Origin of the sequence: Pseudomonas sp. BIOMIG1BAC (genome assembly GCF_001705995.2) — a bacterium.
Classification (GTDB): domain Bacteria; phylum Pseudomonadota; class Gammaproteobacteria; order Pseudomonadales; family Pseudomonadaceae; genus Aquipseudomonas; species Aquipseudomonas sessilinigenes.
Genome location: NZ_CP049045.1, coordinates 6,003,538 through 6,026,397 on the forward strand (window position 1 = coordinate 6,003,538; position 22,860 = coordinate 6,026,397).

Here is a 22,860-nt window from a genome sequence, read left to right on the forward strand (position 1 = left end):
AGGAAGGCTCTCGCCGCCGGGTATTTTCAGCAAAAGTAGAGGGCAGTGTCTAGTTTTATCCGGGGACTGGACACCACCATCTACGCCATAATAGGCGCCCCCGGAAAACTTCGCCGACCATGACCGACACAGCCCCCTCCTCCACCAAGCTCCAGCGCACGCCCAAGCAGACTCGTGGCCACCAGCGGGTCACGGCCATTCTCCAGGCCTGCGCACGCCTGCTGATTCAACTGGGGGTATCGAACCTGACCATGCACGGTATTGCCCGGGAAGCTGGCACCTCCATCGGTTCGCTCTATCACTTTTTCAGCGACAAGCAGCAGGTACTGGAAGCCCTGGGCCAGGGCCATATCGCCGCCATGAGCGCGATTGCCGAACCGTTGCATGTCGTCGATGAGAGTCATTGGCGGGGCTTGAGTTCCCAACAGGTGATGGAACAAACCACCTTGCCGCTCTTGCAGTACATCGAGCAGCACCCCGACCTGCTGCAGATGCTCACTCCGGGCTATGCCCTGGGCCAATTGCAAGCCCCGGACCTGCACGTACAAATGCAGAACCTCTATGACCGGGTATTGAAGGCGCGCCTGCCCAATGCCAGCGCCCGGCAGCGCGAGACCTGCGTGCAGGCGCTGCTCGGCCTGCCCCTGGGCCTGTTCCAGCGGGCCCAGGAACACCAGGAGCTCAAGCGCGAGTTATTGCTCGAAGAAGTGCCGCGGGCATTGGCGGCCTACCTGGATGTCATCGAGAAACTGCATGGCCCGACCTGAAGCTGGCCCTCAATGGGCCAGCCGCACTTGCAGCCACTTGTCCCGCAACAGGTCGTAGGCCCAGTGGTAGACATAGGTGTAGGGCAAGAAGAACAACAGCACGCCAATGTCGAGGATCAACGCCTGCATCAGGCTGATATCCAGCCACCAGGCAATCAAAGGTACGGCGAACGCAACCAGGCCACCCTCGAAGAGCAAGGCGTGGATCACCCGGGTCCAGCCATTACGCACCCGCCGCAGACCCTTGAGCGCCCGGTCGAACAGACTGTTGAACAACACGTTCCAGGCCAGGGCCAAAAGACCGATGCACAGCGTCACCACGCCCATGTCCACCATCGGTTTGTCCATGATCCAGGACAGCAAGGGCGTACAGATCAACAACGCCAGCAATTCGAAGGCAACGGCCTGGGCAATGCGTTCGGTCAGGGATTTGTGTGGGCTCATCGCCGCGCTCCTTGAGTGAATGTGCTGGCGATATTCAAGGATCTCATCGATACTTCATAATCAATAACCATCGATCAAGGCGATACATCATGGCATCCAACGAAGTGCTGCTGGCATTCGTCCAGGCCGCGACCCAGGGTTCGTTCTCCGCCGCCGCGCGCAAGCTGGGCAAGAGCCAGTCGACCATCAGTGCAGCAGTAGCCAGCCTGGAAATCGATCTTGATGTGCCGTTGTTCGACCGCTCCAGTCGCAAACCCGGGCTGACCCCAGCCGGGCAGGTGTTGCTGCGCCGCGCCGAGGAAATCCTCGCCGCCACCAGCCGACTGGAAATGGCCGCCAGCCAGCTGTCCCAAGGCATCGAGGCGAGGCTCACCGTGGCCCTCTCCGACACCTACCAGTCCGATCGTTTTGAAAGCTGCCTGAGCGCCTTCGAACAGCGCTACCCGGACCTGGAGCTGGAATGCCTGATTGCCGAATGCGAAGACCTGGTGGCCTTGGTACAGAGTGGGCGGGCACAGATCGCCTTTGCTGAAATGCAGCTCCAATACCCAGCAGACCTGGAGCACAAGACCATGGATGAGCAGGGCGAGGTGTCGCTCTTCGTATCGCACCAACATCCCCTGGCCAAGCTGCACCGCGTCGATGAGCAAACCCTGCGGCAACACCGGGAGCTGCGCCTGGCCACCGTGCTCAACCCCGATGAAAGCCGCTCCCAGGGGCGAGTCTGGTCGGCCCCCAGCTACCTGATGCTGATGGAAATGGCCCAGGGCGGCTTTGGCTGGGCCCCGTTGCCACGCTGGCTGGTGGACAACTTCGGCGCCGGCAGGCTGCAGGAACTCAAGGTCCGGGGCTGGCCGCGCCCGGTGGTGGTGGACGCCCTCTGGTCACGCCTGCGCCCACCCGGCCCGGCTGGTAGCTGGCTGCTGGAGCGGATGCTGCAGTAACCGCAGCCTCCGATAGCCACTACAGGCTATGCAAGCGGCGTTCGAGAAACCGTCGCTCCGGGGCTTGCCGAACCAGCTCCAGGGCACGCAGGTAAGACATGCGCGCCGCCTCCACCTGCCCCAACTGGCGGCAGAAATCGGCACGGGCAGCATGCGCCAGGTGGTAGTCCTCAAGGTCGCCACGCTGCAGGATGATCTCCACGAGCGCCAACCCAGCCGCCGGCCCATCGCGCTGGGCCACGGCCACCGCGCGGTTGAGCTCGATCACCGCAGAGGGCTGCAAGCGCAGCAACACATCGTACAAGCCAACGATCTGCGGCCAGTCGGTCTGCGCCGCGCTAATCGCTTCGGCATGCACGGCGGCAATGGCGGCCTGCAGGCAGTAGGGGCCGCCGCGCCCGGTGCGCAATCCACGCTCCACCAACGCACAGCCTTCGTCCATCAACGCTTGCTGCCACAGGGAGCGGTCCTGATTCTCCAATAGGATCAACTCGCCATCGGCTCCCATCCGTGCCGCCCGACGCGACTCGTGCAGCAGCATCAGGGCCAGCAACCCCATCACCTCGGCCTCCGGCAGCAGCTCCAGGAGCAGGCGCCCCAGGCGAATCGCTTCGCAGGTCAAATCCTCGCGGGTCAGCTCGGCGCCAAGGGAGGCCGAATAGCCCTCGTTGAACACCAGGTAGATCACGCGCAATACGCTGTCCAGGCGCTCGGGCAGTTCGTTCAGCGCCGGTACCTGGTAGGGAATCGCCGCATCGCGGATCTTCGCCTTGGCCCGCACGATGCGCTGGGCGATGGTGGCCGGGGCAACCAGGAAGGCCCGGGCGATTTCCTCGGTGCTCAAGTCGCAGATTTCCCGCAGGGTCAACGGCACCTGGGCATCCGCCGCCAGGGCCGGATGGCAGCAGGTGAAGATCAGTCGCAGACGATCGTCTTGCACGTCCTCGCCACTCCAGTCCTCCTGCTCCAATTGCTCCAACTGGTTGGCCAGGGCAGCCTGGGAAGCAGCGAAGCGTGCCCGCCGACGCAAGCCATCGATGGCCTTGAAGCGCCCGACGGACACCAGCCAGGCCCTGGGGTTGGTCGGGATGCCGTCGTCCTGCCAGCGCTCCACCGCCACGAAGAAGGCCTCGTGCAAGGCCTCCTCGGCCAGGTCGAAATCCCCCAGCAGGCGGATCAGGGTGGCGAGGATGCGTCGCGACTGCTCGCGGTAGACCTGCTCCACCAGCGCCCGTACCGCCCCACCGGACTGGCCCGGCATCAGTCCGGCATGCCCTGGGTCACCAGCGTCACCAGGCGCTCCAGGCTCTGCCCCCAACCCTCGTGGAAGCCCATGGCCTCATGGGCCTTGCGGTCGGCTTCGGTCCAATGCATGGCGCGGGCGGTATAGAGGGTTTTTGTGCCCTGCTCCTCGAACGTCACCTCGGCGGTCATGAAGGGTTTGCCGGAAGGAATCCAGCCCGGCACATAGGCATCGGTGAACACCAGCCGCGAGGGTGCGTCGATCTCCAGAAACACCCCCATGGTCGGGTACTCGCTGCCATCCGGGGCGCGCATCAAGGTACGAAACTGGCCACCGACCCACAGGTCCATTTCGCACTCCGGAGTGGTCATGCCATGAGGGCCCCACCACTGCACCAGCAACGCCGGTTCGGTCCAGGCGCGAAACAGCTTGCGGCGCGGAGCATCGATCAACCGACTGATGGACAATTCATGGGTGGCGGGTCCACGGCCCGCAGTCTGCAAAGTCATCGCGAAACTCCTTTTAGGGTTATCAGGGATTGAGCTCACGTACCGGACGCACTTCCACGCTGCCGACCCTGGCCGCCGGGATCTGTCCGGCGACCTGGAGCGCTTCGTTCAAGTCGCGGGCTTCGATCAGGTAGAAGCCGGCCAGCTGTTCCTTGGTTTCGGCGAACGGGCCATCGGTGATCGACAGCTTGCCGCCGCGCATGCGCACCGTGGTAGCGGTCTGCACCGATTGCAGGGCCTCGGCGGCGAGCATCCGCCCGCTGTCGCGTACCGCCTCGGCATAGGCCAGGCACTCGGCGTCCCGCGGGCTGTCGGGCAGGCTATGCAGCAGTCGTTCGTCGCTGTACACCAGGCATAGGTATTTCATGGACGTCTCCGTGATCGGGCTGATCAACTATGGTCGCTGTTTTGACCTTTGGCGAACCCGCGGCTCAAGGTTCAAGGTCGAACAAGGTAGTGCCGGTTTGCATATCGAAGGGCGCCGACCAATGCTCGTGCACCACCTGCCACTGGCCGCCCAGGCACTGGTAGGCCGCGCTGACCCGCATCCAGCAGGCCTTGCTCACACCGTCGGCATCGGTGCCGCCGCAATGGGCCAGCCAATGGGCGAACGCCAGCTCGTCACTGGCCTGCACGTGTAGCTGGTGGAACTCGAAGATCCCAGGGCCTGGGCAGACCTGCATGCAAGCCTGCCAATGCGCACGGTAGGCCTCCTTGCCTTTGAATTGCAGGGCGCCGACCGCATCGAAGGAGACGATGTCATCGGCGTAGAAGCTGACGATCTGCTCGATATCCCTGGCCATCACCGCCTGCCGCCAGTGGTCGATCAGGCTGCGTACGCGGGCTTCACTGGATGGATTGGACATGGCGAAATTCCTCGAAAGGTGAAGTGGGTGTCACCGAGCAGGCTGCTCGATTCATCCCTAGTCGCCTGGGGTTTCGCACAATCGACAATGCAGGTGAAAAAAAACCACGCCAACCATGCAGGCACAAAAAAGGCCGCGACATAGCGGCCTTTGGCGGTGGCGGAACTACAGAGCCCGCACCATCTCATGCCAGGCCATGCCGCCGTGGTCCGAGGCCGATGCCTTGAGGTAGACGAAACCGAAGCGCTCGTAGAGCGGCACATGGCGCTCCTTGCACATCAGGTGGATACGCGCCTTGCCAGCGCCAGCCATGCGCGCGATGAACGCCTCCAGCAACTGCCGGGACAGGCCTAGGCCCTGGAAGTCCGGATGCACCACTACCGACATGATCACCACCTCGGGGCCTGCCGGGTCGTGGCCGACCAGTTCCTTGAAGGCCTCGTCGGCCATCTGCACCTCGAAGGTGGCGCCGGAGTTGATGAAACCGGCCACCACGCCCTCGACCTCGGCGACGATGAAACCCTCGGGCCAGGTGGCGATACGCGTGGCGATCTTGTCCCGGGTCGCCGCTTCGTCGCCTTCGTAGGCCAGGGTCTCGATGGCGAAGCAGCGGTCCAGGTCGGCAGGCAGGACGGTGCGGATCAACGGGGTCGGAGCGGTCATGGAACACCAGCCTGAAGTCAGTTGGGGGTGGCCGATTCTAGCAAGGACCCGGCGATATGTATGACCGGCATAGCGTTCGCTGGCCGCCCCGTAAAGCTTTCATATAAGCCCTGGCCAGGCTCGCGCCGAGGGACTATCTATCAGCTCCCCGACGCTTCGCCGCGTCTTGCCAAGGACCTAGACCATGAGCTCTGCCCAGATCGGTTTTTTCGTGTTGTTCGCCATTGCCACCTTCGGTGGCATCACCTTCTACCTCGACTTCTTGCACGAGCGCCGTCGCGACAGGCGCGTATCAGACGCTAGCCAGGCCCGGGCTCAGAGCCCCACCAGGCGATAACCTACCTGCAACTCGGTAATCAGATGCTGGGGCTGGGCCGGGTCGGCTTCCAGCTTCTGCCGCAGATGGGCCATGTGTACCCGCAGGTAATGGGCCCGGTCGACATAGTCCAGGCCCCAGACCTCCAGCAGCAGTTGACGATGGGTCAGGACCCGGCTCTGGCCGCGGATCAGCGCGCAAAGCAGGCGGTACTCGATTGGCGTCAAGTGCACCAACTGTCCGTCGCGGTGCACTTCATGGGTCGCCAGGTCCACCTCGATGGCGCCGAAGTTCACCTTGCTGGTGGCCGCTGCCGCCCCACTCTGGCCATGGCGACGCAGTTGCGCGCGAATCCGCGCCAGCAGCTCCGGCACGCCGAACGGCTTGACCAGGTAATCGTCGGCTCCGGCGTCCAGGGCGGCGACCTTCTCCGCTTCCCGATCCCGCGCCGAAAGCACCAGGATCGGTACCGCCAGCCAGCCCCGTAGTTCGCTGATCAGTTGCTTGCCATCGCCGTCCGGCAGGCCCAGGTCGACGATCACCAGGTCCGGCTGGCGGCTGGCCGCATGGATCAGCGCGCGCTTGACGCTGTCGGCCTCGAACACCTGGAAACCTTCGTCTTCCAGGGCGATACCGACGAAGCGGCGGATATTGGCTTCGTCCTCGACGATCAGGATGCGTGGGCTGCTGCTCATAGGGTTTCCATCGAAGGCGGTTGTCCCGCCGGCAAGGTGATGACAAAACTCAGCCCGGCGTCGGCGTGAGTCTGGGCCTCGATCCGTCCGCCATGGGCCTCGACGATACGCTTGGCCAGGGCCAGGCCCAGGCCGATCCCGGCCACGGCCGATTCCTGCTGGCCACGGCTGAAGGCCTCGAACAGGCTGGCCGGGGAACTGCCCTTGGGGCAACCAGGGCCGCTGTCGCTGACCTGCAGGATGATCTGCTGGTCGACCTGGCGCGCGCTGACCTGCACCAGGGTCCCGGTCGGGGTGTACTTGGCAGCGTTGTCCAGCAGGTTGACCAGTACCCGCTCCAGCAACAGCGCGTCCACCTCCACCAGCGGCAACTGCGGCGCCATGGCGACCCGTACCTGATGCCCGGCCAGGGACTCGCGCAACTGGCGCAGGGCACTGCCGACGATCTCCTCCAGGGAGTTCCACTGGCGATTCAGACGCACCCCACGCTCCTGCATGCGGGCCATGTCCAGCAGGTTCTCGATCAGCCGCTGCATGGAGCCGGCCTGGTCATGGATACCCCGCAGCAACTGCGCCAGGACGCCGTCGGGGGCATGGGGCAAGGCGGCGTCGGCAGCGCCGATGATGGTGGTCAGGGGGGTGCGCAAGTCATGGGAGATCGCCGCCAGCAGGGTGTTGCGCATGCGCTCGCCCTCCATCTGTACCACGGTGCTCTGGGCCACCTCGACGTAGTGCACCCGTTCCAGGGCGATCGCCAGCTGGCTCATGCTGGCTTGCAACAAGCGTTGTTCTTCCGGCTCGCGCAGCCGCTCGGGGTCCGCCAGTTCCAGCACCAGCACGCCACGCACGCGCATCGGCGCCTTGAGCGGCAGGTAGCGCCCCCGGGCTGCCGCCAGGGTATCGGTGCCGCTACCGGCCGGCTGGCCATGATCGTAGGCCCACTGGGCGATGCTCTCGTCCAGTTCCAGGCCATTGGCGCTCAAGGCCCGCATGCGATCACCGGCATCCGGCAGCGCCAGCCCGACCCGGGCCGCGAACACCCCGCTGAAGGTGCGCAGGGCCACGGCGCAGATCTGCTCCTCGGTGAGCGCCGCCGACAGCTCCCGGGCCAGCCCGGCCAGGGACGTGGCCCGGCGCTCGCCCTCGGCGGCGGTACGCGCCTGGTGGCGCAGGCGCGCGGTGAGCTGGCCGGTGATCAGGGCGATGCCGAGCATCAGGGCGAAGGTGAAGAAGTACTGGGTGTCGTTGACCGTGAACGACCACACCGGCTGGACGAAGAAGAAATCGAAGCACAGCACCGCCAGCATCGCCGCCCAGACCCCGGGCCCACGCCCCAGGCGCAGGGCCACCAGGACCACGGTGAGCAGGAACAGCATCACCACGTTGGCCGGATCGAAGACCTTCAACAACAGCGCCGCCACCGCCGTGGCGGCAAAGCACGCCAGGCTGGCCCACAGGTAGGCCGGCGCACGACTGGGCGCCAGGCCGGCCTCGGGCTTGGGCGCCACGCTACGCTGGCGGTCCGCTGGCCCATTGGCGATCACGATCTGGTCGATTTCCGGGTGCTGGCGACTGAGGCGATCACTCACCGACTGGTGCCAGACCTGCCACACCCGGCGCGGGTAATGACCCAGCACCAGGCGGTTGGCGTTGTGCTCGCGGGCACAGGCGGCCAGGGCCTCGGCCACATCCATGCCGGGCAGGGTCGCGGTCTCGGCACCGAACTCGGCGGCCAGGGCCAGGGTCTTCATGGCAGCCGCATACCGACTGGCGCCGATGCCCCGACGCTGGGCCGGCGCCACGTGCACCACCATCCAGTCGGCCTCGAGTTTCTGCGCCAGGCGCGCCGCCTCGCGCACCAGGCGCTCGTCCGCCGGGTCCCCGGCGATCCCCACCAGCAACCGCTCCCGGGCCGGCCACAGGGCGTTGATCGAGCGTTCGCGGCGGTAGTCGCGCATCTGCGCGTCGACCCGGTCGGCGGTGCGACGCAGGGTCAGCTCGCGCAGGGCCAGCAGGTTGCCCTTGCGAAAGAAGTTGCGCGAAGCCCTCTCCGCCTGGGGCGCCAGGTACACCTTGCCGTCCTTGAGCCGGCGCAGCAGATCGTCCGGCGGCAGGTCGATCACCAGCACTTCGTGGGCTTCGTCGAACAGATGATCGGGCACCGTCTCGCGCACACGGATGCCGATGATCCCGCTGACGATGTCATTGAGGCTTTCCAGGTGCTGGACATTGAGGGTGGTCCAGACGTCGATGCCGGCCCGCAGCAGTTCTTCGACGTCCTGCCAGCGCTTGGGATGCCGGGAACCCTGGACATTGCTGTGGGCCAGCTCGTCCACCAGCAATACCGCCGGCTGGCGGGCCAGGGCGGCATCCAGGTCGAATTCGGGCAAGGCATGCTCACGGTGCATCAGCTGGTGCCGGGGCAGCACCTCGATGCCTTGCAGCAGCTCGGCGGTGCCGCGCCGGCCGTGGGTCTCGACGATCCCGGCCACCACGTCGCGACCCTGGGCCAGTTCCTGGCGGGCGGCGGTGAGCATGGCGCAGGTCTTGCCGACCCCGGCGTTGGAGCCGAAGTAGATCCGCAACTTGCCGCGCCGGGCGGCCTGCTCGTCCTGCTGCAGTTTTTCCAGCAACGCATCGGGATCGGGGCGCCCGTCGCGGGTTGTCGTACCAGTGTCGAGAACAGCCATGTGCATCCTTGAATGAACAAGGCGGCGCTCCGGGGAGCGCCGCCTTGCGAGTCCTGTCAGACCAGGCCGAGCCCGGCCAGCAGCATGTCGATCAGCTTGATCCCGGCAAAGGGTACCAGCACCCCGCCCAGGCCGTAGATCAGCAGGTTGCGGTTGAGCAACGCCGCCGCCCCGATGGAGCGGTACTTCACGCCCTTGAGCGCCAGGGGGATGAGGAAGACGATGATCAGGGCATTGAAGATCACCGCGCTCAAGATCGCCGAGTTCGGGCTGTTCAAGTGCATCACGTTCAACGCCGCCAACTGCGGGTAAGTAGCAACGAACGCGGCCGGTACGATAGCAAAATACTTGGCCACATCGTTGGCCACGCTGAAGGTGGTCAGCGCGCCACGGGTCATGAGCATCTGCTTGCCCACCTCCACCACCTCGATCAGCTTGGTCGGGTTGCTGTCCAGGTCCACCATGTTGCCGGCTTCCTTCGCCGCCTGGGTGCCGCTGTTCATGGCCACGGCCACATCAGCCTGGGCCAGGGCCGGGGCGTCGTTGGTGCCGTCGCCGGTCATGGCCACCAGCTTGCCCTTGGCCTGGTAGTCGCGGATCAGTTGCAGCTTGTCCTCGGGCCGGGCCTCGGCGAGAAAATCGTCGACCCCGGCCTCCACGGCAATGGCGGCGGCGGTCAGGCGGTTGTCGCCAGTGATCATCACGGTCTTGATGCCCATGCGCCGCAGCTCGGCGAAGCGTTCCTTGATCCCGCCCTTGACCACGTCCTTGAGCTCCACCACGCCCAGGGCCTGGGCCCCGTCGCTGACCACCAGCGGCGTGCTGCCACGGCGCGAGACTTCATCGACCTTGGCCTGCAGGGCTGGCGCAAAGCTGCCGCCCAGGGCCTCGATGTGGCGGCGGATGGCATCGGCGGCGCCCTTGCGGATGCAGCGGCCCTGGGGCAAATCGACGCCGCTCATGCGGGTCTGGGCGGTGAAGGGCACGGCACTCGCACCCAGGGTCGCAAGGTCGCGCCCAGCGATGTCGAACTGTTGCCGGGCCAGGACCACGATGCTCCGCCCTTCAGGGGTTTCATCGGCCAGGGACGCCAGTTGCGCGGCATCCGCCAGTTCGCTGTCGCGGATCCCCGGGGCCGGCAGGAAGGCGCTGGCCTGGCGATTGCCCAGGGTGATGGTGCCGGTCTTGTCCAGCAGCAGCACGTCCACGTCACCGGCCGCCTCCACCGCGCGGCCGGAGGTGGCGATGACGTTGGCCGACATCATCCGGCTCATGCCCGCCACGCCGATGGCCGACAGCAGGCCGCCGATGGTGGTGGGGATCAGGCACACCAGCAGCGCCACCAGCACCGTGGCACTGACCACGCTGCCGGTGCCGCTCATGGCCACAGCGAACACCGAATACGGGCTCAGGGTGACGATCACCAACAGGAACAACAGGGTCAGGCCCACCAGGAGGATGGTCAGGGCCACCTCGTTGGGGGTCTTCTGCCGCCGCGCCGATTCCACCATGGAGATCATGCGGTCCAGGAAGGATTCGCCGGGGTTGACGCTGATGCGCACCACCAGCCAGTCGGACAGCACCTTGGTGCCGCCGGTGACCGAGGAGAAATCACCGCCGGCCTCGCGGATCACCGGCGCCGACTCACCGGTGATGGCGCTCTCGTCCACCGTGGCCACGCCTTCGATGACCTCGCCGTCCAGGGGCACCAGGTCGCCGGCCTCGATCAGCACCACCATGTCCTTGCGCAACTCACTGGCGGCCATGGGCAGCCAGGCCGCGCCGTGCCGTGGCTGTTGCAGCAACTTGGCCAGGGTCTGGCGCTTCATGCCCTTGAGGCTCGCCGCCTGGGCCCGGCTGCGGCCCTCGGCCAGGGCCTCGGCGAAGTTGGCGAACAACACGGTGAACCACAACCACAGGGTGATGCTCAGGATGAAGCCGCTGGGGGCCTCGCCCTGCCCGCCCAGGGACTGCAGCCACAGCAAGGTGGTGAGCAGGCTGCCCAGGTAGACCACGAACATCACCGGGTTCTTCCACTGCGCCTGGGGCAGCAACTTCTTCACGGCATCCAGGCACGCCGTTAACAACAACCCACGGTCGAACAAAGCTATACGAGCGTTCTTACTCATGATCGGCGTCTCTTACTCACTGGTCGCGAGGGGCGAGGCAGGCATGGGCGCCAGGGCGTCCAGTGCGAGGTTCAGTTGCAGCACATTGACCCGGGGCTCGCCCAGCAGGCCGAAGGTGCGGCTTTCGCTGTGTGCTTGCAGCAGGGCTTGCAGCTCGCCCGGCGGCAGGTGCCGTGCGCGAGCCACCCGCTCCAGCTGCAGCCGGGCGTTGGCCAGGGAGATGTGCGGGTCCAGGCCGGACGCCGACGCCGTCACCGCGTCCACCGGCACCAGGCTGTCGGCGGCCAGGCCATTGAGTTGGCGGTAGGTACGGGCCCGCTCGGCGACGCTGTCCAGCAGCTTCTGGCTGGTGGGCCCCAGGTTGCTGGCACCACTGGCCCCGGCGTTGTAGGGCTGCGGCACGCTCTTGCTCGGGTCCAGCGGATCGCTGCCCAGGGTCATGCTGGGCCGACCCTGGAAATACTCCGGCCGCTGGAAGGCCTGGCCGATCAGGCTGGAGCCCACCACCAGGCCGTTGCGTTGCACCAGGCTGCCCTGGGCCTGGAACGGAAACAACAGGTTGGCCAGCAGCGTGGTCGCCAGCGGATAGGCCAGGCCGGTCAGTGCCAGGCACAGCAACGCCGCCACCAGCACCGGGCGCAGCAGGCCCTTGAACAGCACCGCGGTGGTGCCCTGGGTTTGCATTTGCGTAGTCATCACAACCCCTTACTTGTAGGTCTGGCCGGCCAGCAACTGCAGTTGCTCCACCAGCGGGCCGAGCGCGAGCGCCGGCAGGAAGGTCAGGCCACCGACCACCAGCACCACGAACACCACCAGGAACATGAACAGCGGGGTCGCGGTGGGAATGGTGCCGGCGCCGGCCGGGATGTTCTTTTTCGCCGCCAGGGAGCCGGCCACGGCCAGCATCGGCAGCATGGTGAAGAAGCGCCCCATGAGCATCGCCAGGCCGATGGTGGTGTTGAAGAACGGCGTGTTGGCGTTCAGCCCGGCGAACGCCGAACCGTTGTTCGCGGTGCCCGAGGCGTAGGCATAGAGCACCTCGCTGAAACCATGGGGACCCAGGTTGTTAAGGCTGTTGAGGGTGTCCGGCCAGAGCGCCGCCAGGGCGGTGAACCCGAGGATGCAGATCGGATGCGCCAGCACCGAGAGCATCACCAGCTTGATCTCCCGGGCCTCGATCTTCTTGCCGAGGAACTCCGGACTGCGGCCGATCATCATGCCCACCAGGAACACCGTCAGCAGGGCGTACTGGATCAGGTTGATGAAGCCCACGCCGTCGCCGCCGAACACGCAGTTGAGCATCATCTGCGCCAGGGGTACGAAACCGCCCATGGGGGTCAGCGAGTCGTGCATGGCGTTCACCGAGCCGGTAGTAGCACCGGTGGTGGTGGTGACGAACAGCGCAGTGTCAGCGATGCCAAAGCGCAGCTCCTTGCCTTCCATGTTGCCGCCGCTCTGGGTCGCCGACAGTTGCTGGTCGGCTCCGGCCAGGGTCAGCAGCGGGTTGCCGCTCTGCTCGGCAGTGAACACGATGGCCAGGAAGCCTGCGAACATCACCAGGAAGGTGCCGAAGAACACCCAGCCCTGGCGCCGGCGCAGCAGCATGCTGCCGAAGGTGTAGGTCAGCGCCGAAGGAATCAGCAGCATGCTGAGGATGTGCAGGACGTTGGTCAGCGGCGTCGGGTTCTCGAACGGGTGCGCGGCGTTCATGCTGAAGAAACCGCCGCCGTTGGTGCCGATGTGCTTGATCGACTCGAAGCTGGCCACGGCACCAACGATCAACTGCTGGCGGCCGCCCTCCAGGGTGGTGGCCAGGGCCTCGGAGTCCAGGGTCTGGGGCATGCCTTGCCAGACGTAGACCAGCGCCATCAGCAGGCACAAGGGCAGCATCACCCGGTACAGCACGCGGATGAAATCCACCCAGTAGTTGCCGATGTCCGCCGAGCTGGAACGGCTCAAGCCACGGATGAAGCCGGCGGCGGCCACCACTCCGGCGGTGGCGCCGACGAACATCAGGAAGGTGATGGCCGCCATCTGGCTGAAGTTCGACAGGCTGCTCTCGCCGGAGTACGCCTGCCAGTTGGTATTGGTAATGAAGGAGGCGGCGGTGTTGAACGCCAGGTCCGGGCTCTGCGCCGCCAGCCCCAGCGGGTTCAGGGGCGTCAGCCCTTGCAGGCGCAGCACCAGGTAGCCCAGCAGCATCATCGCCGCGTTGGACAGCAGCAAGGCCGAACCGTAGCGAGCCCAGCCCATGGCCTCGCCAGGGTCGATCCCCAACAGGCAGTAAGTGGCGCGCTCCGCCAGGGCATGGCCACGGCCGCTGAAGACCCGTGCCAGCCACTTGCCCATGAGCACGGCGAGCCCGGTCATCAGGCCGAGGATCACCGCGTATTCCAGCACAGTACTCAACATGTCGATGCTCCGTTCAAATCTTGCCCATGGCGACGATGCCCAGGGCCGTCAGTACAAAGAACCCCAGGGACAGGCCCACGAAGATCAGGTCGTACATGGCTGGTTTCCTTTCTCGAGAACGCCCCAGGGGCGCATGCAGGTAGGTGGCGAAGACTGGGAGCGCGCATCAGAACTTCTCGGCGCGGATCAGTGCATAACCCAGGTAGGCGAACAGCAACACAGCGCAAAAACCACTGGCGCCGTAGATGAATGACAGTGTCAGCAAGGCAGCTCCCCTCGAATGCGTTGAGGTCGCACCAGGGGCGTTATCAGCAACCCATGGCGCAACCGTTCGAGGCGCCCGGCAAGGGGCGCCGACAGGGAGTCGGGAACGAGCCGTCCACCGCCCTCCTCTGCGCCACGCAGGTTAGGTGAGCGCGCATCAAGGCCGGGCACTCATTGCAGGGGGCGGTATTAAGACGGCATAAAGATTGCGTTGGACGCGCTGTAGATCGGGGGCGGACTACGCCCCCCGCCAGCTTCAAGCAGCCTTGAGAGGCAGCCAGATTTCCACGACCCCGGTGCCGGTATCGGGGTTGAAATCGGCGCTATAGCGTTCGAACGAGGGTTCGTCGGCAGCCTGGCGCGCGGACTGCGGCAACCAGGTACGCCAGATGTAATCGAAGGTACGGGGCAGGTCCTGCAATGAGCCACCGTGCTCGAATACGGCATAGTGCTGCGACTGCATTTCGATCCAGCGGTAGTGTTCCGGCAGATCGTCGAGCTTGCTGATCTCGACCCCGGCGATGTACTCGAACCCGCCTTGCCCGTCTGGGTTGGAGTGCACGCCGTAGGTCACGTCGTTGATCTGGCCCGGCACCTTGCCGACATGGGGAATGAAACGCTGCCACAGCTGGCTGATCGCCTGGGCGCTGGCAGGAACGAAGCGTTGGCTGAAACCGGCGACCAACAAGAAATGCCCTCTTTCGAAGCGCGGCTCTGGACCTGTGCCTGGTTTTTGCTCATCCATGAATGCCACTCCTGCCACTGAAAAATGGGTTCGAGGGCAAGTATAGAAGCCCTTGGGCGGCTCTTGGCTCAGAGCGCCGGAAGGTCACTTACCCGGGCATCGACAATAAACTCCTGGTAACCGGAAAGGATCACAAACACCGCGAAATAGCAGAAGATCGCTGCAGATGCCAGGTAGGAATAGCGCAATAGCTTGTCCCCCAGCAGCTTGCCGCCCTGGGTCGCCGCCAGGCACAGGCCTAGGGTCCAGGTCAGCCCGGCACAGAAGAAGCCGCCAAGGAACAAGGCGGAGTCGACGATGCTGCCACCTCCGGAGCGGGCAATCAGGGTGCCACCCACGGCGGCGAACCAGAGGATCGCACTGGGAGAGGACATGGCCAGGAAAATCCCCCGCAGGAACTCCTTGCGCGGCGAGCCCCGCTCCACCTCCCCGGCGGTATTGAGCAACGCATCGTGATGGATCGCGGCGTAGAGCATCTTCGCTGCGAAATACACCAGCAGCGCCGACCCACCCAGCCAAAGTACCCAGCGCACCGTCTCGTACTGCAGCAGCACGGTCATTCCGGCCAGGGCCAGCAGCGCATAGATCAAGTCACCGAAACAGGTTCCCAGGCCCAGGCAAAAGCCCTGGAAATAGCCACGCTGCATGGCCAGGGTGATCATCGCGATATTGGCCACGCCGATGTCCAGGCACAGCGAGAGGCTCAGCAAGAAGCCGCTGGTAAACTCCATCATTCATCCTGTTTGCTGCTGTTGTTCGAAGGGCTTGCGGGCCTTGGGGAGCGCTTGAAAAACCACTCGGGCAGGTATCGCCCGCAACCGTTGCAGGCAAGAAGCGTGCACGTTATAGCGACAAAGCCTGCGCTCTCGCAAATCCCCGGGCGGCCTGCAAAATAATTTTTCGCCCCTCTGGACAAGCCCTCGCCGGCGCCTTTATCGTCTGCCTCGCAGGCCACCGCAGTGGCCAACGTCGCTCGGACGGTTCCGGGCGCTTACGTCTATTCGAGGCAACAATGGCCGAACAAGGTTCGCCGCGCCGCTTTGCGCGCATTGATCGACTCCCCCCCTACGTTTTCAATATCACTGCCGAGCTGAAGATGGCTGCGCGTCGGCGCGGCGAAGACATCATCGACTTGAGCATGGGTAACCCCGACGGTGCGACCCCGCCGCATATCGTCGAAAAGCTGGTGCAGGTCGCCCAGCGCGAAGACACCCATGGCTATTCCACTTCCAGGGGCATCCCACGGCTGCGCCGGGCGATTTCCCGCTGGTACCAGGAGCGCTACCAGGTCGACATCGACCCGGAAAGCGAAGCCATCGTCACCATCGGCTCCAAGGAAGGCCTGGCGCACCTGATGCTCGCCACCCTGGACCACGGCGACACCGTGCTGGTGCCCAACCCCAGCTATCCGATCCATATCTACGGCGCGGTGATCGCCGGCGCCCAGGTGCGCTCAGTGCCACTGGTGCCCGGCGTGGACTTCTTCGCCGAGCTGGAACAGGCCATCCGTGGCTCGATTCCCAAGCCGAAGATGATGATCCTCGGCTTCCCGTCCAACCCCACCTCGCAATGCGTGGAGCTGGACTTCTTCGAGCGGGTCATCGCCCTGGCCAAGCAGTACGACGTGCTGGTGATCCACGACCTGGCCTACGCCGACATCGTCTACGACGGCTGGAAGGCCCCGTCGATCATGCAGGTGCCCGGGGCCAAGGACATTGCGGTGGAGTTCTTCACCCTGTCCAAGAGCTACAACATGGCCGGCTGGCGCATCGGCTTCATGGTCGGTAATCCGGAGCTGGTCAGCGCCCTGGCGCGGATCAAGAGCTACCACGACTACGGCACCTTTACCCCGCTGCAGGTAGCCGCCATCGCGGCCCTGGAAGGCGACCAACAGTGCGTGCGCGATATCGCCGAGCAGTACCGGCAGCGGCGCAATGTGTTGGTCAAGGGCCTGCATGAGCTGGGCTGGATGGTGGAGAACCCCAAGGCCTCGATGTACGTCTGGGCCAAGATCCCTGAAGCCTATGCCCACCTGGGCTCGCTGGAGTTCGCCAAAAAGCTGCTGGCCGAGGCCAAGGTCTGCGTCTCGCCGGGCGTAGGGTTCGGCGAGTACGGTGACGATCACGTGCGCTTTGCCCTGATCGAGAACCAGGACCGTATCCGCCAGGCCGTACGCGGCATCCGCGGCATGTTCCGCGCCGACGGCCTGGTGCACAAAGGCGCGTGATGCGGCTTCTGTAGGAACCAGGCTTGCTGGCGCGCTGAGCCAGCCATCGCGGGCAATCGAGCGTCGACCGGCCGCTCCTACAATCGAACAGGCACAAAAAAACCGCATCGCTGCGGTTTTTTTGTGGGCGGCGTAGCGCAGGAGGTCAGACCACCAGCGACAGCAGCAGGATGAAGATCAGGCCCACCACCGACAGGATGGTCTCCATGGCCGTCCAGGTCTTGAAGGTCTCGGCCACGGTCATGTTGAAGTACTGCTTGACCAGCCAGAAGCCGGCATCGTTGACGTGGGACAGGATCAGCGACCCGGCGCCGGTGGCCAGCACCAGCAGTTCGCGGTTGACCCCGGGGATCATCCCCACCACCGGGACCACGATCCCGGCGCCCGTGATGGTGGCCACGGTGGCAGAACCAGTGGCGATGCGGATCACCGCCGCTACCAGCCAGGCCAGCAGGATCGGCGAGATCTGCGCGTTGACCGCCATGTGGCCGATCACGTCACCCACGCCGCTGGTCACCAGCATCTGCTTGAAGCCACCACCGGCACCGATGATCAGGATGATCGCCGCGGTCGGCGCCAGGCTGGCGTCCAGGAGCTTGAGCATGCGCTTGGAGTCGATGTTCTGCTTGTAGCCGAAGGTGTACAGCGACAACAGCAGCGCCAGGAGCAAGGCAGTGATCGGGTGGCCGATCATGTCCATCCAGATGCGGAAGAAGTGTCCGTCCGGCAGGGCCACGTCGGCGAAGGTCTTGAGCAGCATCAGGAACACCGGCAGCAGCACGGTCACCAGGGTCACGCTGAAGCTGGGCAGCTCGCTGCTCTGGGGTTCGCGGGCCAGCTGGTCCACCAGTTCCTGGGATGGGTTGCCAGGAATGTACTTGGCAATGAAGGTGCCGTAGATCGGACCGGCGATGATCGCCGTGGGCAGCGCCACGATCAGGCCGTAGAGAATGGTCTTGCCGATATCGGCGCCGAACACGCCGATGGCCAGCAGCGGCCCCGGGTGCGGCGGCACCAGGCCGTGGACTGCGGACAGGCCGGCCAGCAGCGGGATACCGATCTTGATCAGCGAGACCCCGGTACGCCGGGCGACGATGAACACCAGCGGGATCAGCAGCACGAAGCCGATCTCGAAGAACAGCGGGATCCCCACCAGGAAGGCGGCGAACATCATCGCCCACTGCACCCGTTCCTTGCCGAACGAGCGGATCAGGGTCTGGGCGATCTGATCGGCGCCGCCGGACTCGGCCATCATCTTGCCGAGCATGGTGCCCAGTGCCAGGATGATGCCGACGAAGCCGAGCACGCCACCGAAGCCGTCCTGGAACGCCTTGATGATCTTGTCCACCGGCATGCCCGAGGTCAGGCCCAGGAAGCCGGCCGCGATGATCAGGGCGATGAAGGGATGCAGTTTGAAGCGGGTGATCAAGACGATCAGCCCGATGATGGTGACCACTGCATCAACCAGCAGATAGGTCTCTTGGGACATGCCAAACATGAGTTTGCCTCCGGTTTGTTGTTTTTATTAAAGCGTTAAAAACAAGGGCCGAGTGGGATAGCGCTACCTTTTTCGAGGCGACACTTAGCGTGAAGTTTCGAGGCCATTTGCCAGCCACCATTGGTGGGCCAGCTCGGCCAGGCGCAGGACGCTCAGGTTGCTGGCATCCAGGGCCAGGGTGAGCGGCTCCCCCACCGGGGATTCGAGGGTGGCGAACTGGCTGTCGATCAGGGTCGATGGCATGAAATGCCCTGGCCGGTGCGCCACGCGATCGGCGGCGACTTGCGGCGCCAGTTCGAGGAAGACAAAGCCCAGGCCGGGGGTCGCGGCGCGCAGGCGCTCGCGATACTGGCGCTTGAGGGCCGAACAGGTCAGCACTGGCTGCTGGCCGGCGGCCAGGGCACGGCGCAACTCCTCGCACAGGCTGTCGAGCCAGCCGGCGCGATCGTCGTCGTCGAGGGGGATTCCGGCACTCATCTTGGCGATGTTCGCGGCAGGGTGGAACGTATCGCCTTCAATGGCCGTGGCACCGCTGCGCTGGCACAGGGCCTGGCTGACGCTGGATTTGCCACAGCCGGCAACGCCCATGATGACCAGGGCGGTAATAGGTTGACTCATATAAGACCTCAGCGCGCAGACAGCGCTACCTTCGCTAGTTCTAGTTCTAGTACAAAAACAGTGTCTGCCGACGCCTTCTTGTCATTTTTGTGGGTTGCCGCGTATATAGTCCGCCAAAACCAAAGAGCGAGGAGTCAGGCACACCTCGCTCACGCATTGCAGCTGTTTTAGGACAGCGCTACCTTAGTGACTTGAATTTTGTTTGGCAAGCCGTCTGATGACCACCCAGAAGAACGATAAAAATTCCCGTACCACGGGCCGCCCAACCCTCAACGAAGTCGCACGCCTGGCTGGCGTCAGCCCGATCACCGCCTCCAGGGCGCTGCGCGGCGTCAGCAGCGTGGCCACCGAACTGGTGGAGAAGGTGCAGAAGGCGGCGCTGGAGCTGAACTACGTGGTCAACTCCGCCGCCCGCGCCCTGGCCTCGGCCCAGAGCCAGTCGGTGGTGGTACTGGTGCCGTCGCTGTCGAACCTGCTGTTCATCGAAACCCTGGAAGCCATCCACCAGGTGCTACGACCCAAGGGCTTCGAAGTGCTGATCGGCAACTACCACTATTCCCGGGACGAAGAAGAGAACCTGCTGCGCAACTACATGACCTACCAGCCCCGGGGCCTGCTGCTGACCGGTTTCGATCGGACCGAAAGCGCCCGGCGGATGATCGAGGCCAACAACATTCCCTGCGTCTACATGATGGACCTGGACAGCGCATCCGGGATCAACTGCGTGGGCTTCTCGCAGCTCAGCGCCGGGGAGACCGCCGCCCAGCACCTGATCTCCCGCGGGCGCCGGCACCTGGCCTACATCGGTGCGCAACTGGACCAGCGCACCCTGCTGCGCGGCGAAGGCTTCCGCCGGGCCCTGCAGGCTGCCGGGCTGTACAACCCGGACCTGGAACTGCTGACCCCCCGCCCCTCCTCCGTGGGCCTGGGTGGCGAGCTGTTCCTGCAACTGATGCAGAGCCAGCCCCAGGTGGACGCGATCTTCTTCGGCAACGACGACCTGGCCCAGGGCGCCCTGCTGGAAGCCATGCGCTGCGGCATCAAGGTTCCCGAGCAGGTGGCGGTGCTGGGCTTCAACGACCTGCCGTCCTCGGAATACATGGTGCCGCGCCTGAGCAGCATCAGCACGCCACGGGAAGCCATTGGCCGGCGCGCCGCCGAGCAGATGCTGACCCTCCTGGCCGGCAACAGCGTGGCCGAACCGGTGGTGGACATGGGCTTCGAGCTAAGGGTCCGCGAAAGCACCTGAGGCGCCTCAGGAGCGCACGTTCAAGGCACCGAGCAACAGGCCGAAACCCACCAGCACCGCACCGAACAGTTGATCGATCCGGCGCTTGTAGGCCAGCAGCCGGCCAGCGATGGCCGGCGCCGAGAAGAACAGCGCCACCGCCACGAACCACAGCACATGGGCCAGGACGATGATCGCGCCGTAGCCCAACTGCACCGGCAAGCGGGTTCCCGGCTCGATCACCTGCATGAACAGGCTGAGGACGAAGATCATCGTCTTCGGGTTCAGCGCATTGGTCAGCAGGCCACTGCGCAGGGCCGCCCAACCGGACATCACCTGGCGCTGCACCAGCGTCTCCTGCCCAGCCGGCGCCGGGCTGCGCAGCAGCTTGTAGCCCAGGTAGATGAGGTACATCGCCCCGGCGCTCTTCAGCACCGTGAACCACAGCAGCGACTGCTGCAACAGCACTCCCACCCCCAGCAAGCTGTAGCCGATATGCAGCATGACCCCCAGCCCGATGCCCAGGGCAGTGAGCACGCCGTGGCGCCGCGAAAGCATCAGGCTATTGCGGGTGACCAGGGCAAAATCGGCGCCCGGACTGAGCACCGCGAGAATGGTAATAGTGAGTACGACTAACAGTTCGGTCACGACAGCTACGCCTTGGTTATAGAATCAGGCGCTACTGTATGGGGACCTCGACGGAAACAGCCAACGATGAAAACTGACACCCACGGTGATAAAAACTCACAGTTGTTGCGTCGCCGCCTGCCGCCCCTGGGAGCCCTGCGCTGCTTCGAGGCAGCGGCGCGCCTGGAGAGCTTCACCCGCGCCGGTGCCGCCCTGCACTTGACCCATGGCGCCATCAGCCGCGCCGTACGAGCCCTGGAAGAGGACCTGGGTACGCCGCTGTTCGAGCGGCGCAGCCACCGGGTATTCCTCACCCCAGCTGGCCATGAACTGTTGCACAGCGTGAGCCAGGCCCTGGACCTGATCGAAGGCACCACCAGCCGCTTGCGCGCATCCGAACCCAAGGCGCCGCTGGTGCTGTCCTGCGAGCCAACCTTGTTGATGCGCTGGCTGATCCCGCGACTGCCGCAGTTCCAGGCCCAGTACCCTGAGGTGTCGATCCAGTTGCTGGCCGGCGGCGGGCCCTTCTCTTTCAATGCCGGGATCGACCTGGCGATTCGCCGCAACGATTTCACCTGGAGCAACCCAACCCAGGCCCACTGGCTATTCGACGAGAGCATCGGCCCAGTCTGCCGCCCCGAACGCCAGGCCGATTGGGCGCCCCTGGACCAGGGGCTGGCGCGCCTGAGCGAACACGCACCACGACTGCACAGCGCCACCCGCCCCGAAGCCTGGCAGCAGTGGTTGCAGCGACAGCGACAGCCAGGCCGGGCGACGCCCCAGGAACAGGTCTTCGAGCATTTCTATTTCAGCCTGCAAGCAGCGGTGGCAGGCCTGGGGGTAGCCATGGCGCCCTGGCAACTGGTGCGCGACGACCTGGCCAGCGGGCTGCTATGCGCGCCTTTCGGCTTTATCGCCGATGACAGCGCCTATTACCTGCTGGCGCCACAGCCCATCGACGAAGACTCGGCGGCCGGGCAGTTGCTGCGCTGGCTGCGCCAGCAAGCCCTGCCGACTGGCTAAGCCCCTGGCATCAGCGGCTGATCCAGGGCCGGGTCCTGGCCGCTGAGCAACTGCACCAGGGCCAGGGCGCCCTTCTGCAACGGCTGGTTCTTCAGCCATACCGCATGCACCGGCAAGGTCAGGCCGTTGTCGATGTTCTTGAAGCGCAGGCGCTGCAGGCGCCCGGCCGCGAACAACGGACGCAACACCGACAACGGGAAGTTGCCCCAGCCGATACCTGTTTCCACCATGTGCAGGGCCATGGCCAGGCTGTCGGTACGCCAGCGGGATTCGCCCACCAGGGGCCGGGTGTCGCTGATGGGCAAGTCACGGCTGGCCACCACCACCTGGCGTACCTGGATCAGGTCCTCCAGGTACAAGCTGCCGTCGCTGGCCTGGAACAGCGGATGGCGGGCGGAAATACAGGCCGTCATGCGCTCGCTGCCCACGTACTGGAAGTACTCCAGGGCATTGACGCTCAAGCCGGCGAACGCCACCGCGACACTGACCCGCCCATCGTGCAGCAACTGCAACACGTCGTCCTGTGGCGCACAGAGCACCTCTACCTCGAGCAGTGGATGGCGCTCGGCAATCAGCTTGATGGCCGCCAATACCCGTTGTTTGTCGATGTCGTCCACCACCGCCACCGACAGCTTGCTCTCCAGGCCCAGGGACAGCTCGACGGCATGCACCTGCAGTTGCCGCAGCTGGTCGGCGATCAAGCGCGCATGGGGCGCCAGGGACAAGGCCAGGGGGGTGGGCACCGGCTCGCGATGGCTGCGGTCGAACAAGGCATAACCCAGCTCGGCCTCAAGGTTGGCGATCCCCATGCTCACCGCCGAGGGCACCTTGCCCAGGAACCGGGCAGCCGCAGAAAAAGATCCGCGCTCAAGCACGGCAAGAAACAACTGGATGCTGTCACTGGAGAAATTCATGGCGCCAACCTATCAGAAAACCTGAAAGCTTCCGACTT

General features: G+C 65.0%; 24 protein-coding genes. 6 read left to right on the top strand and 18 right to left on the bottom strand.

Going from position 1 to position 22,860, the window contains the following annotated elements; all coding sequences use genetic code 11:
- The first annotated feature begins 119 nt into the window (after positions 1-119).
- Entirely contained in the window at positions 120-767 is a 648-nt protein-coding gene (locus ATY02_RS27730) for a TetR/AcrR family transcriptional regulator (RefSeq protein WP_068579362.1), read from the top strand.
- Between the two features lie 9 nt (positions 768-776).
- On the opposite strand, the gene ATY02_RS27735 is transcribed toward ATY02_RS27730, so the two are convergent.
- Positions 777-1,211, bottom strand: coding sequence for a multidrug/biocide efflux PACE transporter (locus ATY02_RS27735; RefSeq protein ID WP_068579359.1), 435 nt, complete (start codon positions 1,209-1,211; stop codon positions 777-779).
- Between the two features lie 89 nt (positions 1,212-1,300).
- Between ATY02_RS27735 and ATY02_RS27740 the strand changes: the two genes are divergently transcribed.
- Entirely contained in the window at positions 1,301-2,155 is an 855-nt protein-coding gene (locus ATY02_RS27740) for a LysR family transcriptional regulator (RefSeq protein WP_068579356.1), read from the top strand.
- A 19-nt stretch (positions 2,156-2,174) separates the two neighbouring features.
- On the opposite strand, the gene ATY02_RS27745 is transcribed toward ATY02_RS27740, so the two are convergent.
- The 5 genes from ATY02_RS27745 to ATY02_RS27765 all read right to left on the bottom strand — a co-directional run bounded on the left by ATY02_RS27745 (position 2,175) and on the right by ATY02_RS27765 (position 5,436).
- On the bottom strand, positions 2,175-3,416 hold the full coding sequence (locus ATY02_RS27745) for an RNA polymerase sigma factor (protein ID WP_068579353.1): 1,242 nt from the start codon (positions 3,414-3,416) through the stop codon (positions 2,175-2,177).
- Positions 3,416-3,907 (bottom strand): SRPBCC family protein, encoded by a 492-nt coding sequence (locus tag ATY02_RS27750; protein ID WP_068579350.1) that lies wholly within the window; start codon positions 3,905-3,907, stop codon positions 3,416-3,418. Before ATY02_RS27750 ends, ATY02_RS27745 begins: the two co-directional genes overlap by 1 nt.
- Before the next feature lie 22 nt (positions 3,908-3,929).
- The gene (locus tag ATY02_RS27755; RefSeq protein WP_068579348.1) at positions 3,930-4,274 is read right to left on the bottom strand and encodes a YciI family protein; all 345 of its coding nucleotides are present in this window, start codon (positions 4,272-4,274) and stop codon (positions 3,930-3,932) included.
- A 64-nt stretch (positions 4,275-4,338) separates the two neighbouring features.
- Positions 4,339-4,773, bottom strand: coding sequence for a YybH family protein (locus ATY02_RS27760; RefSeq protein WP_068579345.1), 435 nt, complete (start codon positions 4,771-4,773; stop codon positions 4,339-4,341).
- 165 nt (positions 4,774-4,938) lie between these two features.
- Positions 4,939-5,436, bottom strand: coding sequence for a GNAT family N-acetyltransferase (locus tag ATY02_RS27765; RefSeq protein WP_068579342.1), 498 nt, complete (start codon positions 5,434-5,436; stop codon positions 4,939-4,941).
- 184 nt (positions 5,437-5,620) lie between these two features.
- Here ATY02_RS27765 and ATY02_RS27770 point away from each other — a divergent pair, with 184 nt between their 5' ends.
- Positions 5,621-5,773, top strand: coding sequence for a hypothetical protein (locus ATY02_RS27770; RefSeq protein WP_164823721.1), 153 nt, complete (start codon positions 5,621-5,623; stop codon positions 5,771-5,773).
- Here the strand turns inward: ATY02_RS27770 and ATY02_RS27775 are convergent.
- The 8 genes from ATY02_RS27775 to ATY02_RS27810 form a co-directional block, all read right to left on the bottom strand.
- The gene (locus tag ATY02_RS27775) at positions 5,752-6,447 is read right to left on the bottom strand and encodes a response regulator (RefSeq protein ID WP_068579340.1); all 696 of its coding nucleotides are present in this window, start codon (positions 6,445-6,447) and stop codon (positions 5,752-5,754) included. The two genes, ATY02_RS27770 and ATY02_RS27775, sit on opposite strands and share 22 nt — an antisense overlap.
- A complete protein-coding gene (locus tag ATY02_RS27780; RefSeq protein WP_068579338.1) occupies positions 6,444-9,137 on the bottom strand; it encodes a sensor histidine kinase in 2,694 nt (897 codons plus the stop codon). The genes ATY02_RS27775 and ATY02_RS27780 overlap by 4 nt, the downstream gene beginning before the upstream one ends.
- 56 nt (positions 9,138-9,193) lie before the next feature.
- On the bottom strand, positions 9,194-11,266 hold the full coding sequence (gene kdpB / locus ATY02_RS27785; protein ID WP_068579334.1) for a potassium-transporting ATPase subunit KdpB: 2,073 nt from the start codon (positions 11,264-11,266) through the stop codon (positions 9,194-9,196).
- A 12-nt stretch (positions 11,267-11,278) separates the two neighbouring features.
- On the bottom strand, positions 11,279-11,962 hold the full coding sequence (kdpC, locus tag ATY02_RS27790; RefSeq protein WP_068579330.1) for a potassium-transporting ATPase subunit KdpC: 684 nt from the start codon (positions 11,960-11,962) through the stop codon (positions 11,279-11,281).
- 9 nt (positions 11,963-11,971) lie between these two features.
- Positions 11,972-13,678, bottom strand: a complete 1,707-nt coding sequence (gene kdpA, locus ATY02_RS27795; RefSeq protein ID WP_068579329.1) for a potassium-transporting ATPase subunit KdpA — start codon at positions 13,676-13,678, stop codon at positions 11,972-11,974.
- A gap of 166 nt (positions 13,679-13,844) precedes the next feature.
- Positions 13,845-13,943 carry a K(+)-transporting ATPase subunit F gene (kdpF, locus tag ATY02_RS27800; protein WP_068579325.1) on the bottom strand — a complete coding sequence of 33 codons (99 nt, stop codon included), beginning with the start codon at positions 13,941-13,943 and terminating at the stop codon, positions 13,845-13,847.
- Between the two features lie 255 nt (positions 13,944-14,198).
- Positions 14,199-14,687, bottom strand: a complete 489-nt coding sequence (locus ATY02_RS27805) for a GyrI-like domain-containing protein (protein WP_068579321.1) — start codon at positions 14,685-14,687, stop codon at positions 14,199-14,201.
- Between the two features lie 68 nt (positions 14,688-14,755).
- Positions 14,756-15,418 (bottom strand): LysE family translocator, encoded by a 663-nt coding sequence (locus ATY02_RS27810; RefSeq protein WP_068579318.1) that lies wholly within the window; start codon positions 15,416-15,418, stop codon positions 14,756-14,758.
- Positions 15,419-15,699: 281 nt separating this feature from the next.
- Between ATY02_RS27810 and alaC the strand changes: the two genes are divergently transcribed.
- Positions 15,700-16,914 carry an alanine transaminase gene (gene alaC, locus ATY02_RS27815; protein ID WP_068579315.1) on the top strand — a complete coding sequence of 405 codons (1,215 nt, stop codon included), beginning with the start codon at positions 15,700-15,702 and terminating at the stop codon, positions 16,912-16,914.
- A 145-nt stretch (positions 16,915-17,059) separates the two neighbouring features.
- Here alaC and ATY02_RS27820 read toward each other — a convergent pair whose 3' ends face one another.
- Both ATY02_RS27820 and ATY02_RS27825 read right to left on the bottom strand, forming a co-directional pair.
- Positions 17,060-18,412 (bottom strand): GntP family permease, encoded by a 1,353-nt coding sequence (locus ATY02_RS27820; RefSeq protein WP_068579313.1) that lies wholly within the window; start codon positions 18,410-18,412, stop codon positions 17,060-17,062.
- Positions 18,413-18,496: 84 nt separating this feature from the next.
- Entirely contained in the window at positions 18,497-19,030 is a 534-nt protein-coding gene (locus ATY02_RS27825; protein WP_068579309.1) for a gluconokinase, read from the bottom strand.
- A 217-nt stretch (positions 19,031-19,247) separates the two neighbouring features.
- Here ATY02_RS27825 and ATY02_RS27830 point away from each other — a divergent pair, with 217 nt between their 5' ends.
- Positions 19,248-20,279, top strand: a complete 1,032-nt coding sequence (locus ATY02_RS27830) for a LacI family DNA-binding transcriptional regulator (RefSeq protein WP_068579305.1) — start codon at positions 19,248-19,250, stop codon at positions 20,277-20,279.
- Positions 20,280-20,285: 6 nt separating this feature from the next.
- Here ATY02_RS27830 and ATY02_RS27835 read toward each other — a convergent pair whose 3' ends face one another.
- Entirely contained in the window at positions 20,286-20,906 is a 621-nt protein-coding gene (locus ATY02_RS27835) for a LysE family transporter (protein WP_068579302.1), read from the bottom strand.
- A gap of 66 nt (positions 20,907-20,972) precedes the next feature.
- Between ATY02_RS27835 and ATY02_RS27840 the strand changes: the two genes are divergently transcribed.
- On the top strand, positions 20,973-21,908 hold the full coding sequence (locus tag ATY02_RS27840) for a LysR family transcriptional regulator (protein WP_068579299.1): 936 nt from the start codon (positions 20,973-20,975) through the stop codon (positions 21,906-21,908).
- On the opposite strand, the gene ATY02_RS27845 is transcribed toward ATY02_RS27840, so the two are convergent.
- Complete coding sequence (locus tag ATY02_RS27845; RefSeq protein ID WP_068579296.1) at positions 21,905-22,822, bottom strand: LysR family transcriptional regulator; 918 nt, start codon at positions 22,820-22,822, stop codon at positions 21,905-21,907. The genes ATY02_RS27840 and ATY02_RS27845 overlap by 4 nt on opposite strands.
- Positions 22,823-22,860 lie beyond the last annotated feature (38 nt).